The sequence below is a fragment of the Clostridium sp. LXY-7 genome (assembly GCF_056172015.1).
Genome location: NZ_JBLLJL010000005.1, coordinates 277947 through 292172, shown reverse-complemented (window position 1 = coordinate 292172; position 14226 = coordinate 277947). Strand labels below are relative to the sequence as shown.

16 protein-coding genes and 1 tRNA gene are annotated in these 14226 nt (G+C 29.7%); 13 read left to right on the top strand and 4 right to left on the bottom strand.

Going from position 1 to position 14226, the window contains the following annotated elements; genetic code table 11:
* Nucleotides 1-102 precede the first annotated feature (102 nt).
* The 6 genes from ACI48Q_RS17730 to ACI48Q_RS17705 all read left to right on the top strand — a co-directional run bounded on the left by ACI48Q_RS17730 (nucleotide 103) and on the right by ACI48Q_RS17705 (nucleotide 3850).
* Nucleotides 103-678, top strand: a complete 576-nt coding sequence (locus tag ACI48Q_RS17730) for a GNAT family N-acetyltransferase (protein WP_474920447.1) — start codon at nucleotides 103-105, stop codon at nucleotides 676-678.
* 96 nt (nucleotides 679-774) lie between these two features.
* Nucleotides 775-1329, top strand: coding sequence for a 5-formyltetrahydrofolate cyclo-ligase (locus ACI48Q_RS17725; protein ID WP_474920446.1), 555 nt, complete (start codon nucleotides 775-777; stop codon nucleotides 1327-1329).
* 67 nt (nucleotides 1330-1396) lie between these two features.
* Nucleotides 1397-1978: an HAD family hydrolase gene (locus tag ACI48Q_RS17720; protein ID WP_474920445.1), complete on the top strand. Its 582-nt coding sequence runs from the start codon at nucleotides 1397-1399 to the stop codon at nucleotides 1976-1978.
* An 81-nt stretch (nucleotides 1979-2059) separates the two neighbouring features.
* Nucleotides 2060-2563, top strand: coding sequence for a GNAT family N-acetyltransferase (locus tag ACI48Q_RS17715; RefSeq protein ID WP_474920444.1), 504 nt, complete (start codon nucleotides 2060-2062; stop codon nucleotides 2561-2563).
* A 123-nt stretch (nucleotides 2564-2686) separates the two neighbouring features.
* The gene (locus ACI48Q_RS17710; protein ID WP_474920443.1) at nucleotides 2687-3070 is read left to right on the top strand and encodes a desulfoferrodoxin; all 384 of its coding nucleotides are present in this window, start codon (nucleotides 2687-2689) and stop codon (nucleotides 3068-3070) included.
* 126 nt (nucleotides 3071-3196) lie between these two features.
* Nucleotides 3197-3850 (top strand): hypothetical protein, encoded by a 654-nt coding sequence (locus tag ACI48Q_RS17705; RefSeq protein ID WP_474920442.1) that lies wholly within the window; start codon nucleotides 3197-3199, stop codon nucleotides 3848-3850.
* Between the two features lie 34 nt (nucleotides 3851-3884).
* Here the strand turns inward: ACI48Q_RS17705 and ACI48Q_RS17700 are convergent.
* Nucleotides 3885-3960, bottom strand: a tRNA-Met gene (locus tag ACI48Q_RS17700).
* 205 nt (nucleotides 3961-4165) lie between these two features.
* On the opposite strand from ACI48Q_RS17700, the gene ACI48Q_RS17695 reads away from it, so the two are divergent.
* Entirely contained in the window at nucleotides 4166-5395 is a 1230-nt protein-coding gene (locus tag ACI48Q_RS17695; RefSeq protein ID WP_474920441.1) for an MDR family MFS transporter, read from the top strand.
* A gap of 133 nt (nucleotides 5396-5528) precedes the next feature.
* On the opposite strand, the gene ACI48Q_RS17690 is transcribed toward ACI48Q_RS17695, so the two are convergent.
* Together ACI48Q_RS17690 and ACI48Q_RS17685 are read right to left on the bottom strand one after the other, a co-directional pair.
* On the bottom strand, nucleotides 5529-6026 hold the full coding sequence (locus tag ACI48Q_RS17690; protein WP_474920440.1) for a macro domain-containing protein: 498 nt from the start codon (nucleotides 6024-6026) through the stop codon (nucleotides 5529-5531).
* 455 nt (nucleotides 6027-6481) lie between these two features.
* Nucleotides 6482-7204: a TraX family protein gene (locus ACI48Q_RS17685; RefSeq protein ID WP_474920439.1), complete on the bottom strand. Its 723-nt coding sequence runs from the start codon at nucleotides 7202-7204 to the stop codon at nucleotides 6482-6484.
* 732 nt (nucleotides 7205-7936) lie between these two features.
* On the opposite strand from ACI48Q_RS17685, the gene ACI48Q_RS17680 reads away from it, so the two are divergent.
* The 4 genes from ACI48Q_RS17680 to ACI48Q_RS17665 are packed head-to-tail and all read left to right on the top strand — an operon-like array spanning nucleotide 7937 to nucleotide 10397.
* Nucleotides 7937-8476, top strand: coding sequence for a GNAT family N-acetyltransferase (locus tag ACI48Q_RS17680; RefSeq protein WP_474920438.1), 540 nt, complete (start codon nucleotides 7937-7939; stop codon nucleotides 8474-8476).
* Nucleotides 8477-8478: 2 nt separating this feature from the next.
* Nucleotides 8479-9042 (top strand): peptidylprolyl isomerase, encoded by a 564-nt coding sequence (locus ACI48Q_RS17675; protein WP_474920437.1) that lies wholly within the window; start codon nucleotides 8479-8481, stop codon nucleotides 9040-9042.
* Nucleotides 9043-9091: 49 nt separating this feature from the next.
* On the top strand, nucleotides 9092-9913 hold the full coding sequence (locus ACI48Q_RS17670; RefSeq protein ID WP_474920436.1) for a TIM barrel protein: 822 nt from the start codon (nucleotides 9092-9094) through the stop codon (nucleotides 9911-9913).
* Nucleotides 9914-9938: 25 nt separating this feature from the next.
* Nucleotides 9939-10397 (top strand): GNAT family N-acetyltransferase, encoded by a 459-nt coding sequence (locus ACI48Q_RS17665; RefSeq protein ID WP_474920435.1) that lies wholly within the window; start codon nucleotides 9939-9941, stop codon nucleotides 10395-10397.
* Between the two features lie 138 nt (nucleotides 10398-10535).
* Here the strand turns inward: ACI48Q_RS17665 and ACI48Q_RS17660 are convergent, their stop codons facing one another.
* Complete coding sequence (locus ACI48Q_RS17660) at nucleotides 10536-11621, bottom strand: radical SAM/SPASM domain-containing protein (RefSeq protein ID WP_474920434.1); 1086 nt, start codon at nucleotides 11619-11621, stop codon at nucleotides 10536-10538.
* A gap of 424 nt (nucleotides 11622-12045) precedes the next feature.
* Here ACI48Q_RS17660 and ACI48Q_RS17655 point away from each other — a divergent pair, with 424 nt between their 5' ends.
* Nucleotides 12046-13407 (top strand): FAD-binding oxidoreductase, encoded by a 1362-nt coding sequence (locus ACI48Q_RS17655; protein ID WP_474920433.1) that lies wholly within the window; start codon nucleotides 12046-12048, stop codon nucleotides 13405-13407.
* A 284-nt stretch (nucleotides 13408-13691) separates the two neighbouring features.
* Nucleotides 13692-14189, top strand: a complete 498-nt coding sequence (locus ACI48Q_RS17650) for an HIT family protein (RefSeq protein WP_474920432.1) — start codon at nucleotides 13692-13694, stop codon at nucleotides 14187-14189.
* Nucleotides 14190-14226: the final 37 nt, after the last annotated feature.

The window sequence follows — 14226 nt, the reverse complement described above, 5'->3', positions numbered from 1 at the left end:
TTTTCAAGGAATAGTTATATTTATGGGTTATTATGGTATTATAAGGTATAATTTTAAAAGAGATACCAATTTTTCGTAAGGTATATTTAGGGAGGATTAAGTATGAAAGGTAATTATGTAGAAAAAATATGTAACAAAAACTTAGAGGATTTTTTCAAGCTTTTTCAAGGAGATAAATGTGAGAGTTGTCAGTGTACCTATTTTTTAAGGGCCCATGAAGAGTCATTGCGATGGGGTGATATAACTGCTACTGATGCTAAAAGGTTCAGAGAAAAGCTAGTGAAGAAAACTTGCGATGGCTATATTTATTATCAAGAAGGGGAGCCTATTGCATGGTGCCAGTGTGTATCACCAGAGGATTCACCATATTTAAAAAGTCTATTAAATATAGAAGATAGTATAAAAGCAAGAATCATATCTTGTTTTTATATTAAAAGTGAACATAGAAAAAAAGGAATTGTAAAGAAGCTATTAGACAAAGTTATTGAAAGTTGTATTTCAGACAAGGTAGAAATATTATATGCAATTCCAGTTTTTCAAGATTACATAGAAAAAGTTGGTGTAAAAGATATAGCAGAAAAAGCTCATACAGGGTATAAAAAACACTTTGAAGAATTTAAATTCATTTGTAATGGAGATAATGGAAGATTTTACTTCATGAAAAAAACACTTGATTAATTTATAGTCTCTAGCAATTTTAAAATGGACAAGTATAATAAAATTAAGTGAGTATATTTGATAATAAACTATTTTACGGTAGGTGGGATAGAATTTATGAGCAAACAAGAAAAGAAATTTATAAGAAGTGAGATTTTAGAGAAACGTGGAAAGATTTCGCTGGAGGAAAAACTTAAATGGGATGAGAAAATCTTTGAAGAATTAATTAATAGAGAGGTCTATAAGAATGCTTCTGTAATCTTTGCCTATGTAAGTTATGATAATGAAGTTGATACACATAAGTTTATAAATCATGCTATAAAATCAGGAAAGACTATATGTGTGCCAAAAATAACTTCAAAGACTGAGGGAATGAAGATTTTTAAAATAAATAGTTTTGAAGATTTAGAAACAGGGTATTTTGGAATTCAAGAGCCCAAAAACTATTGTGTTGAAGTTAAAGGAGAAGAGGTAGATTTAATCCTAATGCCAGGAGTTGCTTTTGATAGAGATGGTGGAAGAATTGGCTATGGAGGAGGCTTTTATGATAGGTTCCTACAAAATAAGAAGGTACATGGATTTAAGCTTGCAGTTACTTATAACTTTCAAATATTAGACAATATTCCAATGGAAGATTATGATGTAAAAGTAGATGACATAATTACAAACTAAATCTAATTTTATCCCAAATAATGGGGTGACCCCAGGGCGCGTCCATTATTTTACATAGGAGGCAATGATGATTAAAAATATTATTTTTGACTTGGGTAATGTATTATTCAAATTTAATCCTTTGGAATATTTACGAGGAAAGTTTGATAACGAGGTTGTGATTCAAAAGATTCAAAAAGAAATATTTTCAAGTGAAGAATGGATAATGCTTGATAGAGGAGGAATTACTGAAGCAGAAGCTATAAGTAGAATATGTAGTAGAAATGAGGAAAATGCTAAATTTATAAAGCTAACTATGGACAATTGGTATGAAATGCTTACTCCTATTGAGGAGGTAGTAGAAGTTTTAAAGAAATTAAAGGTTATGGGATACAACATTTACTATTTATCTAACTTTCATATGTTAGCTTTTGAGAACATCGCTAAAAGATATGATTTTTTGAAAGTATTTGATGGAGGAGTCGTATCTTATGAAGAAAAATTGCTAAAACCTGAAGAAGAGATTTATGTAAGACTAGTAGAGAAGTATAACTTAAATCCAGAGGAGTCAGTTTTTATCGATGATACAGCAGCAAATGTGGAGGCTGCAAAGAAACTAGGATTTCAGGGTATACATTTTAATAGTGTTATAGATTTAAAAGACTTGTGAAATGTGAAAGAGATAATAAGGACCACAATCAATATTTTTTAGAAAACTATTATAAAAAATATAGGTAATGGAGGGGATTTTGTGGAGATATTAATACAAGAAGGTGAATTGTTATTTTCATTAACAGAACCACAGGATTTAGATGATATTATCACTATGGAAAGAGATAAAGAGAACTCAAAATATGTTTATAATTGGACAAAAGAAAAACATATAGATGCTATAGAATCTAATGAATGGATGCATATTACTATTAGAAAAACGGACTCCTTAAATATAGTTGGTTATATGTTACTTCACGGAATTAATAGTGAGGATGAGGTTATAGACCTAACAAGAATTGTTATACAGGCTAAGGGGATGGGTTTTGGTAGAAAAAGTATTAAGTTAACTAAAAAATTTTGTTTTGAAGTATTGAGATGTCATAGATTATGGCTAGATGTATATGATTATAATTTACGAGGAATTAAGCTTTATGAATCCGAGGGTTTTATCAAAGAAGGAACCTTAAGGGAGTGTAAAAAAATAGATGGGAAATATTATTCTATGTGTATATTTTCAATGCTAAAGGGTGAGTATATATAGTTAATAAAGTGTTAATACACAGTATGGAACTATTCCATTTCATTGCACAAATATATATAATAGTAAATATAGGTAACAAATTAGATGACTTGTTAAACTAAAATTATAGAGGAGGAAATAATAATGACAAAATTAAATGAAATCTATAAATGTGAGATCTGTGGTAACATAGTTGAAGTTGTAGGAGCTGCTGGTGGTACTTTAGTATGCTGTGGCAAGCCAATGACTTTAAAAAATGAAGCAACAAGAGATGGAGCAGGAGAAAAACATTTACCAGTAGTTGAAAAGGTAGATGGAGGAATCAAGGTTAAAGTTGGAGAAGTTCAACATCCAATGACACCAGAGCACTGGATTAATTGGATAGAAGTTTTAACAGAGAATGAAGTATATAGAGCACACTTAAATCCAGGAGATACTCCAGAGGCATGTTTCTGTGTAGATTATGATAAAGTTATTGCAGTAAGAGAGTATTGTAATTTACATGGGTTATGGAGAAACGATCTATAAGATTAATATAAAACAAAGGCAAAAATCATCCTAAAGATTAGGGTGATTTTTGTTTTTTACTTTCATAAATAATTTGTTTTTTTATAAGAATTTTGAATATAATAATGATTATATATCTAAAAGAAGGTGATAGCCATTAGCAGAAAACATAAATTATACATAGCCAGTGCAATAGTCTTATCAATAGTAATTATTCAAATTGTTGCAGGAGTTTATTATTTAAGCTTTGCACCTAAGACAAAGGTTGCTTATATAAATAAGGAGATTAAATTAGATAGAAAAAATCTGTTAAAAAAGTTTTTACCAAATGACTTTGATATTTCTCTTAAGGAAGTATATGTAGAATCAGATACTATATTTACCGAAGAGGAACTGGAGGATTTATTTATTAGTGCCATAAAAGATATGCCAGAACTGAAGGAGATTATAACAGGGGTAGGAGTTTATACTGATAAAGACTATATAAATTTATATTTTCGGATTAATTATAAGAAAATACCCGTAGAAGCGAAACTTGTTTTTAGTTGTAGGGCTAAAAATGGAAAGGGAATTTTCCATTATAAAGAGGGTAGGATTGGATTTATACCTATTTCAAAGAAAATGATTTTTAATCAAAGTGTTGATACATCTATAATAGAATTTGATAAGAATAATGGAGACATAATTATTTCCTTTGATGCCATTAAGCAATTAGAGGTAAAAAAGGTTACCACTACAGATAATGGAATAAATATTGCCTTTAGAGGAACCATTAAATTTTGGGATTGGCTAGAGAAATAAAACAAAAAACATTCTAAATATTAGAATGTTTTTTTGGTTGCGGGAGCAGGACTTGAACCTACGACCTTTGGGTTATGAGCCCAACGAGCTACCAACTGCTCCATCCCGCGATATTAAGTTGTTAAGTAATTTCCTTAACCTATGTTATAAGTATAGATGATTTATGAATAGAAGTCAAGGTAAATTTTATAAATATTAAAAAATGTTCAATATATTGAAAAATTAGATTTATTAGTAGCTATAATAAAAAGGAAATTTATACAATTCATAGAATATCTTTATATAGAAATTTTACTAAGAAAAAGAGGTATTGTTATGAATTTAATGAAAAAGTTAAAGGTTTACTCTGGATTCTCAAAGTCAATATACATATTATTCATAGCACGTATAGTAAATAGTATGGGAAATTTTGTTTTCCCATTTTTAACACTATTCTTAACAGAAAGATTAGGTCTTTCTCCAACAGAAGCGGGAGTGTATTTCATGATGTCAGCTCTTGCTCAGGCAGTGGGTTCTATTATTGGAGGAAAATTGACAGATAGATTGGGACGTAAGAAGCTATTTTTAAGTTTTCAAGTGCTAGCAATACTATGTTTTATACCATGTGTATTTTTAGGGAATTCATTGCTAATACCAAGATTTATTATATTATATGGAATGTTTTCAGGAGCATCCCAAACAGTTAATTCAGCCATAATAATAGATTTGACGGATAAAGATAATAGAAAACAGGTATATTCCTTTTTGTATTTTGGAACTAATATAGGTTTTTCTATAGGGCCAATGATAGCTGGATTTTTATATGAAAACCATACGAATTGGATATTTTTAGGCAATATTATATCGCTTATAATTGTAACAATAATGGTGGCATTATTTATTGAAGAAACTAAACCTAGTGACAAGGATATTGAAGACAGTAAGAACATAGAGGATGAAGAAGCAGCAGAGAGTGGAAGTGTATTTAATGCACTAATTAAAAGACCAAAGCTGTTATTATTTTTATTTGGGAAGCTATTAAATACCTTTATTTATTCAACCATTGGTTTTGCAATACCTATTCAATTAGCCAATACCTTTGGAGATGGACTAGGTTCAAAGTATTTTGGCGTTCTAATGTCATTAAATGCTTTAGTAGTGGTAGCTGGGACAATAGCTATTACAAAGGTTACCATGAAACTTAAGGCAGTAGTTGCAGTAGGGATAGCTAGCATGCTGTATGCAATAGGCTTTGGAATGTTAGGATTCGCTAATGCATTTTGGATATATATAATATCGGCAGTTATATATACTATAGGTGAAATAATTGAGGCTACTAACTCAGGAGTGTATATTGCAAATAATTCACCAATGAGTCATAGAGGAAGATTTAATACAGTAGTTACTATTATTTCAGGAGCTGGATTTGCTGTAGGACCTTATTTATTTGGAGGATTTATAGAGAGGTTTGGATTGTTTAACCTATGGGTGATGTGCTTTGGAATTGGAGTAATTGCCAGTGGGTTTATGTATTGGTTAAATAGGTGGGATAGTAGAAGCAGTTAGTGAAAATAGCCTCAATTTAAAATGGAGGCTATTTTAAGGTTTATGTATTAACTTCAACTCATAGGGAGTTGAGCTTGTACTAAAAGCTTTTAAATAGGACTTAATTTTCTAGATTACTACTTAAGAAACTTAGTTATTGCTGAAATCTATATAAGGTTATATCAACTCCACTATCATCAAAAATGCTATCTAACATAACTACGATAGTGTTCCAATCTCCTCCACCTCTATGACATCCAAGATTAAAGGGTAAAGCTACTGAAAAGTTATTTTTCTTAGCAAAGTTACAAAGGTCTTGTAGAGAATTTCGTAGAGATTCATAGTTAGTGTAGCATTTATCAACACCAAAGTCATCCTGGCCAAAAATATTTGCAACATATTTACCATCTTCACAAGCCAGTATTTGACACGTACCTAAGAGTTTACTAGGGTCATCAGGAAATATAAAACTCGTTAACATACTAGGCTTTGAATCTTTACATAATCTATTATAATCCAAAAATACTCTTGGATATTTGTTTTTAATTTGCTTTGCAATGCCGCTATCCATAACTCCTTTGCAATTAACTTGATGGCCGATTATGTTCTCTCTAGCTTTCAATAAGTCACCATCCATAATACTAATCGTCATAATCATACCTCCATTTAAGTTTCATATTATTTTTTTATAGCAACAAAAACCAGCAAAATAAGTGAATTAAATTCAATAATATACTTTATATAAGTTGCTTTTTTATAATTATGCAACTAATTATAATACAAATTAAAACTTTATACTATATTAACAAATGGATTAATGTGTTAAATTATATATATTAACAATCATATATATAATTTATGGATATTTTTTAATAAAACAATAAAATATAACTTAATAATATTATTTATAAGAATAATATTAAATTTAAATCAATATAATTTTGGAATATAGTAAAATAGCAGATTATTCAATAGGATTTGTTGAGGGTGTCAAAACAAATAAACATTAAATTATCTATACTGTTTTAAAACATAACCTTAAATAAAAACAGTATGAAACTTTAGAAAGCTTTCATACTGTTTTGCTATAAAAAATATTTCTAGCAGTTACATTAAGAATACTTTTATAGAATATATAGCAAGTAGATGAGCTGGATAGAAAAGATAGAATAACCATTTAACATTTCTACCCTTTAATCCATTGTAGAATTTAATTGGTATTAGAGCAAATATAGCTAGTAATCCATCGAATATATTAGCACTAAACAGATATGAAATTATTATATTTACTGGAGCTTGGGCTGTAATACCCATAATTATCATTTGAAGAATATACACACCTGTGGATATAAAAACAATCATTACTATCCTTTTCCCCATCTTGTTAAAGTCATCATGATATTTATAGAAGAAATAAATCATCCATACTCCGGTGAAATCTCCATCTATGGCTAATACTAAACCCAATATTGAAAGAATCCAAACATATAAAATTTTGTATTTACTTTTACTATTATCATATAACCAAATTGCAATAAGTCCTAAAACTAAATCAAATATAGTATTTAGAGCAGAAAAATATTCCCCAAAGGCAAGTTTAAAGGTCATTGAAAAAGGTAATTGTGAAATTAAAGCTATACCTAGTAGTCTTATTAAATATTTCTTCTTATCTCTTGTCTTCAAATAACCCTCAGATATCATGTAACAAAATATAGGAAAGGCTAGTTTGCCTAGAATATGAAAAATCTTTATTTGTGGAAATAGTACCCATGCTATATGATCTAGGAGCATGGTTATCATGGCTAATAATTTTAATTGTGATGAATTCATATAAATAACCTCCCAAAATATAAAATTTATGACTGTAAACTGAGCATCTAATTAGAACTAGTTGCAGCCATATCCTTAGATGACTTAATCTTGAGATTGATTATAAATGGAAATTTTAAAGATTTCATAAAGAAATAGAATTAATAATAACATTTATTTTAGACTTTGTTTTAAATGATTGTTGATTTTAGAACTACATATTATTACTCACAAACCGTTTCGAAAGCTTGATTCACTAGGGCCCTATTCAAGTAAAAAGCTAAAATACAACAACTCGATTCTCTCGAACAAGTTGTATTTCTTAACGCTTTTCACTTTCATACAGCCTAAGTAAATCTAAGCTTTCTGCAAATGGTTTGCTTCGCAATAATATGTAGTTCATTATCAACACTATATTAAAATAAAGCCAATTTTAAAATTAGACTTCATATTATTACTTCTTAATAGACTCAAAATATTTTGAAATAACAGGTATAAAATGGATTACTAGAGATAGAACAGCCATTAGGGATTATATCTAGGTATGGGATTTTGTCATTGATTATTTAAAGGCTATGGAAAACTTTCACAAGATCTTTGAATTTTTAAGCTTATAGTATAAAAAGGTAATTAACATAAATTATAGAATATATATTTAGGGGAAATGATTAATGACCAATTTAAATTAGGATTACTTTAATTAAAATACCAGGATATAATTAAGTAATTTAGTTATGGAGGAAGGGTGAAAAAATGAGAGTTGAAACAATTTTAGCTAATAAAGAAAATGAAAATATAATTAAAAACTTTTATCCACTATATCTATATGATTTATCAGAGCATTATGGAAATTTGCCTAATGAATATGGAATATATGAAGATGAACCTGTTAAAACCTTAATAGACCAATATGAGATTCAAAATATATGGTTTGAGAAACCCAATATATTATTTCCATATATTATAATGGTGGATGAAAAACCAGCAGGATTTATGTTAGTTGCAACTAAGCCCTATGTATCACAGGAAACTGACTACTATGTAAATGAATTTTTTATACTAAGAAATTATAGAGGTAAAAAGGTAGCAGAAATAGCGGCGAAGCAAGTATTTGATAGATTTTTAGGAAGATGGGAATTATTTACTAACCATCTAGAGGAGAATATAAGAGGACAGAAATATTGGAGAAGAACAGTTGGTACCTATACAGGTAATAATTATGAGGAAATCTGTGGAGAAACTGTTCATGGAGAAAAAATAATATTTAGATTCAATAATAGAAAGGAAGATTAAATATGTTAGTTGAGAATCCCATTGGAGTAATTATAATGGAAAATGGAGAGCGGATTATTTTTAGATTATATCCTAAGCAAGCTCCAAACACAGTTAATAGCTTTATATATTTAGCGAATAGTGGATTATTTAATAATAGAGAAATTAAAAGAATAGTAAAGGATTTTGTTATACAGCCAAGCTATTCTAATTTTGATGATTCTAGATGCGATTTTTCACTTGATGGAGAATTTAGAGAGAATGGATTTGAAAACAATATAGATTTTGGTAAATGGACTCTTGCTATGGGCGGAGATGGAAAAACTATAGCTTCAGGAAGTTCCTTCTTTATTACCATAGGAAATAATGAGGAAAGACTTGATGGAAAATATGCAGCTTTTGGAAAAGTTATTGATGGCTATGATGAACTTATGAGAATTGCTAATGTTAAAACTGTAAGTGTGGATAGTGGAGTTCCAGGAGTTGAAATAAATAAGCCTGTAGTTCCAGAAATAATTAAAACTGTATGGGTTGAGACCTTTGGTATAGAATACCCTGAACCTATAAAATTAGAAGAGAAAAAATAGAATTAATGCTTAGCAATAGTTATATTAAACATGATGGGAGAAGAAAGAAATGGAACATAGATTAGGAACTTCAGGAAGTGTGATTTTATCAAATCCAAAACTATATTCGGAATTATTTTGGGAATGCATTGATCATATTGAAATTGGAGAATTTCCAGATGAAGATGCACTAAATAAATTTTTAGAGATAAAAAAAGGAAAAGAGATTTCTTTTGGAATCCATTCTCCTATATTGCGGGGCGAAAGTAAGTACGATTTAATTGAAAAGGTTCAATATGAACCTAGCTATGCATGGAAACAATTAGAATTAGAAGCAGAGAAAATGTCAGCAGTAGGTGCGGAATATCTTTTAGTACATTTTCCATATTTCAAAGAAGAAGTAACTTGCAATACAGATAAATTAATTGAAGAGGGATTAAAAAAATTAAACTCTATACAAGAGAGATACTCAATTCAGCTAGTTTGTGAACCAAAGCTTGGGCTAAATCGCTCAGGGGTAGGTATAAATTATCTTCAGAACTTTCCCATAGATATTTGGAAAAAATACAATATAAAACTATGCATAGACATAGGTGATTATATGATTGCTACAGGGGATAAAATTTTGCAATATATAGAAAAATGGAGTGACTTTATAAAGGTAGTTCATTTACATAATATATACTATAAAGATGATGATTATATTTGGATACCTGTTCATCCAAGTCAAGAGCAAGATGGAAGTAAACATAAAGTAAAGAAAATAATTAAGTTCTTGGCCAGTGGTAGAGAGAAAATTTTTGTTTTTGAACATACTCCAGATACAAATCCAAGTAAAGATTTTGTAATGGGGGGAGTTCAGTGGGTAAGAAAGATTATTAATCTAAAATAATATTTTCCAGTGGAGGTTAAGGATAATGGTAACAATACGAAGGGCTAAATCAAAGGAATTTAAAGTTCTAACACAGATTGCCATAGATTCTGAGGGTTATTGGGGTTATGATGAGGATTACATGGAAAGATTTGAGGAGTTATATAATGTAACTGAAGAGTTTATAAATAACAATCCGACTTTTATTATAGAAGAAGAGAATAATATTATTGGGTTCTATAGTATCTTAATTGAAGATAATGAGAAAGCTTTAGAACATCTATTTATTGAACCTAAATATATAGGAAAAGGATATGGTAAATTATTATGGAACCATATGATTGAGAGCTGTAAAAACTTTAATATAAAAGAATTTGAAATAGTAACAAGTCCCCAAGCAAAAGAATTTTACACAAAAATGGGTGCAGTACAAATTGGAGAAGTTGAATCACTTGTTAAAAAAGGACGTAAAATTCCTCAATTGATTTACAATCTTGAAAAATAATGTAATTCACAAATTTAACATTAGCATATAGAAATTTAAAGAATCTATAGTTTAAAGTAATATAAATGTGTATATAACACTAAGATAAGGTAGTTTATCTCATCATTAATAAAATTTAGAGATAAACTACTTTTATTTTTATAATAATTCCTTAACTTGACTTTCCTTTTCAAATAGTAAGCATCCGCCATCATGGGTACCTAATAGCATTTCTGTCTCTGCTAACTTTTTGAATAGTGGTGATTGTAGTGCTTCTAGTAAAGAGCAGCTTTTTAGATTAGTGTCAGAGTAGGGGGAGAAAGGACAGGGTTCAGCGCCTCCATTAGAGTTGATATGAAAGAAGCCTCGTCCAGCGGCAAGACAACCTCCAGTATATTTTTCATCTCCTGGAAAAGATAGAAATAACATATGTTCAAAGGTATTTCGAAGTTGTTCTTGCTCTCTTTCTAAGAATTCACGCTCTTTAGTGGTAGGGGCTAGATATTTTGTAGTAGCTGCTACTGGTACATACTCAATGAAGAATACAATCTTACATCCACTGGTATATAAGTTGCTAATAAATTCTTTGCTTGTAACTGTTCCTATATTTTCAGTGGTTACAGTGATAGAAGTTCCGTAAAAAATACCATTTTCCTTTAGCTGTTTCATAAGTTTCTTTAGTGTATTATAGGTACCAATACCACGTCTACTATCGGTTTGAGCTTCGGTTCCTTCTATGCTTAGTACAGGAATAAGGTTTCTATTTTTATCAAATAATCTTATGTATTTTTTATCAATCATTGTTCCGTTTGTGAAGATGGGAAAGATGATATTTTTTATTTTAGCGGCCTTTTCAATAACCTCGGTTCTCATTAGAGGTTCTCCACCTGCAAGGAGGATAAAGGATATTCCAAGATTTTCAGCTTCTTTAAAAATTTCTGCCCATCTTTCGCTAGATAGTTGAGCATGAGGTGTATTTTCACTGCAGCTTTTGTTAGCTCTTGCATAACATCCTTTGCAAAATAGATTGCAACTACTGGTTATACTTGAGATTAAAAAGGGTGGTATATGATTACCTTCTTCTTCATGCTTATCTCTTAACTTTCTAGCCTTTTTAATAGATAGCATATATTTCATAATAAAGGCTGTTTCCTGTGGATTTTGAAGAGATGTTTTTAGTGCATTGCTTATGATTCTCTCAATAGAATTGCTCATATATTCTGGTAAATTGAGTTTATTATACATGATTTTTACTCTCCTAAAAATAGATTAAGCTGCATAGTAATAAGTTCATTGCGAGCTTTTGTGTTTATAATATCTACACCAGTATATTTTAAAAAAATCCTTTGAATCTAGGAAGCATAGTTACATAAAGTATAACATCATTAGGTCTATAGTAGCTAAAATTAGCTCCTCTCTAGCACTATTATTCTTCATAGGTATTCTTCCTAGTTATTAAATGCGTTTAATACATGTTTAATTATGAACTTAAAGTTAGAATTCGTAAATATACAATTGAAAAATCAATTGAGAAACTTTTTAATAAAGAACATCGCTCTATATTTAACATAATATGTAATATATCTCAAATATTGAATATTAGATATTAAGTATTAAGTATTAAGTATTAAATGATAAATAATTTATATTAAATAAAAGGGTGATAGCCTTGAATAATATATGTTTTTGTAATTTTAGTGGACAAGTAATTACCCCAGATGATCCAAGATATGAATATGCTAGACAAGAATGGAATAGGTCAATACAAAAATATCCTCTTGCCATTGCTTATTGTGAGAATAACAATGATGTGAGCTGTGCAATTAATTGGGCTACAACTCATGATGTTGATATCAGGATAAGATCAAGAGGGCATAATTATGAAGGATTCTCAGTAGGAAATAAAGTATTAGTTATTGATGTAAGTCCTATGAATCAAATTCAAATAAATCATTATGATAAAACAGTTAAAGTCGAAAGTGGAGTAAAAAATGCAGAACTTTATAACTGTGTTTCAGGGGAAGGATATCCATTCCCTGGTGGAACATGCCCAACAGTAGGAGTAGCTCCATATACCTTAGGGGGAGGATGGGGATTATCAGATAGATATTTTGGACTAGGATGTGATAGTCTTATAGAACTTGAATTAATTGATTATACTGGTAGATTAATAGTAGCAAACTCCAGGAAAAACTCGGATTTATTTTGGGCATGCAGGGGAGGTGGTGGAGGCAATTTTGGAGTAGTTGTTTCTTTGACCTTCAAACTTCCTAATAAAGTAGATAAAGTTAGCTTATTGACAGTATATTATGAAGACACCCCAAAGGAAATTCAGTTAGAGTTTCTTAAAGTTTGGCAGAAGTGGATTCATATTTCTGATGATAGAATAAATCTTAAATCTAGTTTATATAATTCAGCTGAAGATGGTATTGGTATTTTGGTAATAGGAATATTCTATGGATATCCGGAAGAAGCTAAGAAAATTCTAGAGCCTTTTTATAATATAGAAGGAGCCCAAATAGAGATAGAGTATATAACTTTCTTAGAGGCAATAAGTGAAATTGAAAAAATGTATCCCCCATATGAAAAATTTAAAGATACAGGGCGATTTGTTCAAAGGACCTATTCTGATTATGAGCTAGGCAGAATTATAGAATCTATAAATAAGCCTAGACCAAGGGGATCCGTATATACTGCAATAAGTTTATATGGATTGGGAGGAAAGGTAAGTGATGTGAATAAATATGACACAGCCTTTTACTATAGAGATTCAAGATATATACTAGGTATACAATCAGTATGGGAGGATAATTCCTTTAAAGCTATAAATACAAGGTGGGTAGAAGATAGTTTTAGATATATTTATGCTATAACTAAGGGTTCTTATGTGAATTTTCCTTATAGTGAGATTTGTGATTATGAAGAGGATTATTATGGAGAAAATAAGTATAGACTAAAACAAATTAAAAGAAAATATGACCCGTATAATATATTTAACTTTCCCCAAAGTATTATTGGCTATGATTATTAAATATTGATAGATTATGATATGTATTAATAAGGATTTAAAACAAAGCCTATTCTAAAAAGGACTGTAGATGTGCTTCATTTAAATAAGCATAACTATAGTCCATATATTTTTTCTAACCATTTAAAACAAAGCCTTAATATTTAATATAAAACTTATAGAATAGAAATAGGGAGTAATATATAATTAAGTAAGATATATAGTGAGATGAATTGAATTCATAGACAAGGCTTGTAAAAAATGAAAAATGGGATTTTATATGAGATAGAAAAGGAGTGAAGGATTAAATGGCGAGAAAAATTACACTTGCAGATGGAAGAGTGGTTGAAGTCGAATGTTTGAGTTGTGCCCTTACTTCAGGATTAATTAAGTCTACTGGTGGAGTAATAGTCGAAACTGAAAATTTTCATGCGCATCAAGATATTGCCTATCCAATTCCAGGCTTAGTTATTGTAGCATCCAAAAGACATGTGTACTGCTTAGATGAATTAACTAAAGAGGAGTTAAATGAATATATAAATTTAGTTCAGGACATTAGAAAGTCACAAAGAATTAAACTTGGAATTGAAGTGGTTTATTATTTTTATAATGAAGACACCACTCATCATTTTCATCTTTGGATGGTTCCTAGATATGAGTGGATGAAGGAGTTTGGAAATTCAGTAGAATCTTTAAGACCGGTGCTATTACATGCAAGAAATAACATGAACGATGAGAAGAATTTGAACAATGTTTTAGAGAGTATAGAATTATTAAAGGAGGCACTAAAGGACTATAATGAATAAATTTATTTGGTTTTCTTTTAATATAGTTCTAAAATCA

Excerpts from the sequence above, each read along its gene's own strand:
- ACI48Q_RS17720 (WP_474920445.1), top strand. The coding sequence starts at position 1,397 with ATGATTAAAAATATTATTTTTGACTTGGGTAATGTATTATTCAAATTT.
- ACI48Q_RS17665 (WP_474920435.1), top strand. The coding sequence starts at position 9,939 with ATGGTAACAATACGAAGGGCTAAATCAAAGGAATTTAAAGTTCTAACA.
- ACI48Q_RS17695 (WP_474920441.1), top strand. The coding sequence starts at position 4,166 with ATGAATTTAATGAAAAAGTTAAAGGTTTACTCTGGATTCTCAAAGTCA.
- ACI48Q_RS17690 (WP_474920440.1), bottom strand. The coding sequence starts at position 6,026 with ATGACGATTAGTATTATGGATGGTGACTTATTGAAAGCTAGAGAGAAC.
- ACI48Q_RS17675 (WP_474920437.1), top strand. The coding sequence starts at position 8,479 with ATGTTAGTTGAGAATCCCATTGGAGTAATTATAATGGAAAATGGAGAG.
- ACI48Q_RS17660 (WP_474920434.1), bottom strand. The coding sequence starts at position 11,621 with ATGTATAATAAACTCAATTTACCAGAATATATGAGCAATTCTATTGAG.
- ACI48Q_RS17680 (WP_474920438.1), top strand. The coding sequence starts at position 7,937 with ATGAGAGTTGAAACAATTTTAGCTAATAAAGAAAATGAAAATATAATT.
- ACI48Q_RS17650 (WP_474920432.1), top strand. The coding sequence starts at position 13,692 with ATGGCGAGAAAAATTACACTTGCAGATGGAAGAGTGGTTGAAGTCGAA.
- ACI48Q_RS17710 (WP_474920443.1), top strand. The coding sequence starts at position 2,687 with ATGACAAAATTAAATGAAATCTATAAATGTGAGATCTGTGGTAACATA.
- ACI48Q_RS17670 (WP_474920436.1), top strand. The coding sequence starts at position 9,092 with ATGGAACATAGATTAGGAACTTCAGGAAGTGTGATTTTATCAAATCCA.
- ACI48Q_RS17730 (WP_474920447.1), top strand. The coding sequence starts at position 103 with ATGAAAGGTAATTATGTAGAAAAAATATGTAACAAAAACTTAGAGGAT.
- ACI48Q_RS17725 (WP_474920446.1), top strand. The coding sequence starts at position 775 with ATGAGCAAACAAGAAAAGAAATTTATAAGAAGTGAGATTTTAGAGAAA.
- ACI48Q_RS17685 (WP_474920439.1), bottom strand. The coding sequence starts at position 7,204 with ATGAATTCATCACAATTAAAATTATTAGCCATGATAACCATGCTCCTA.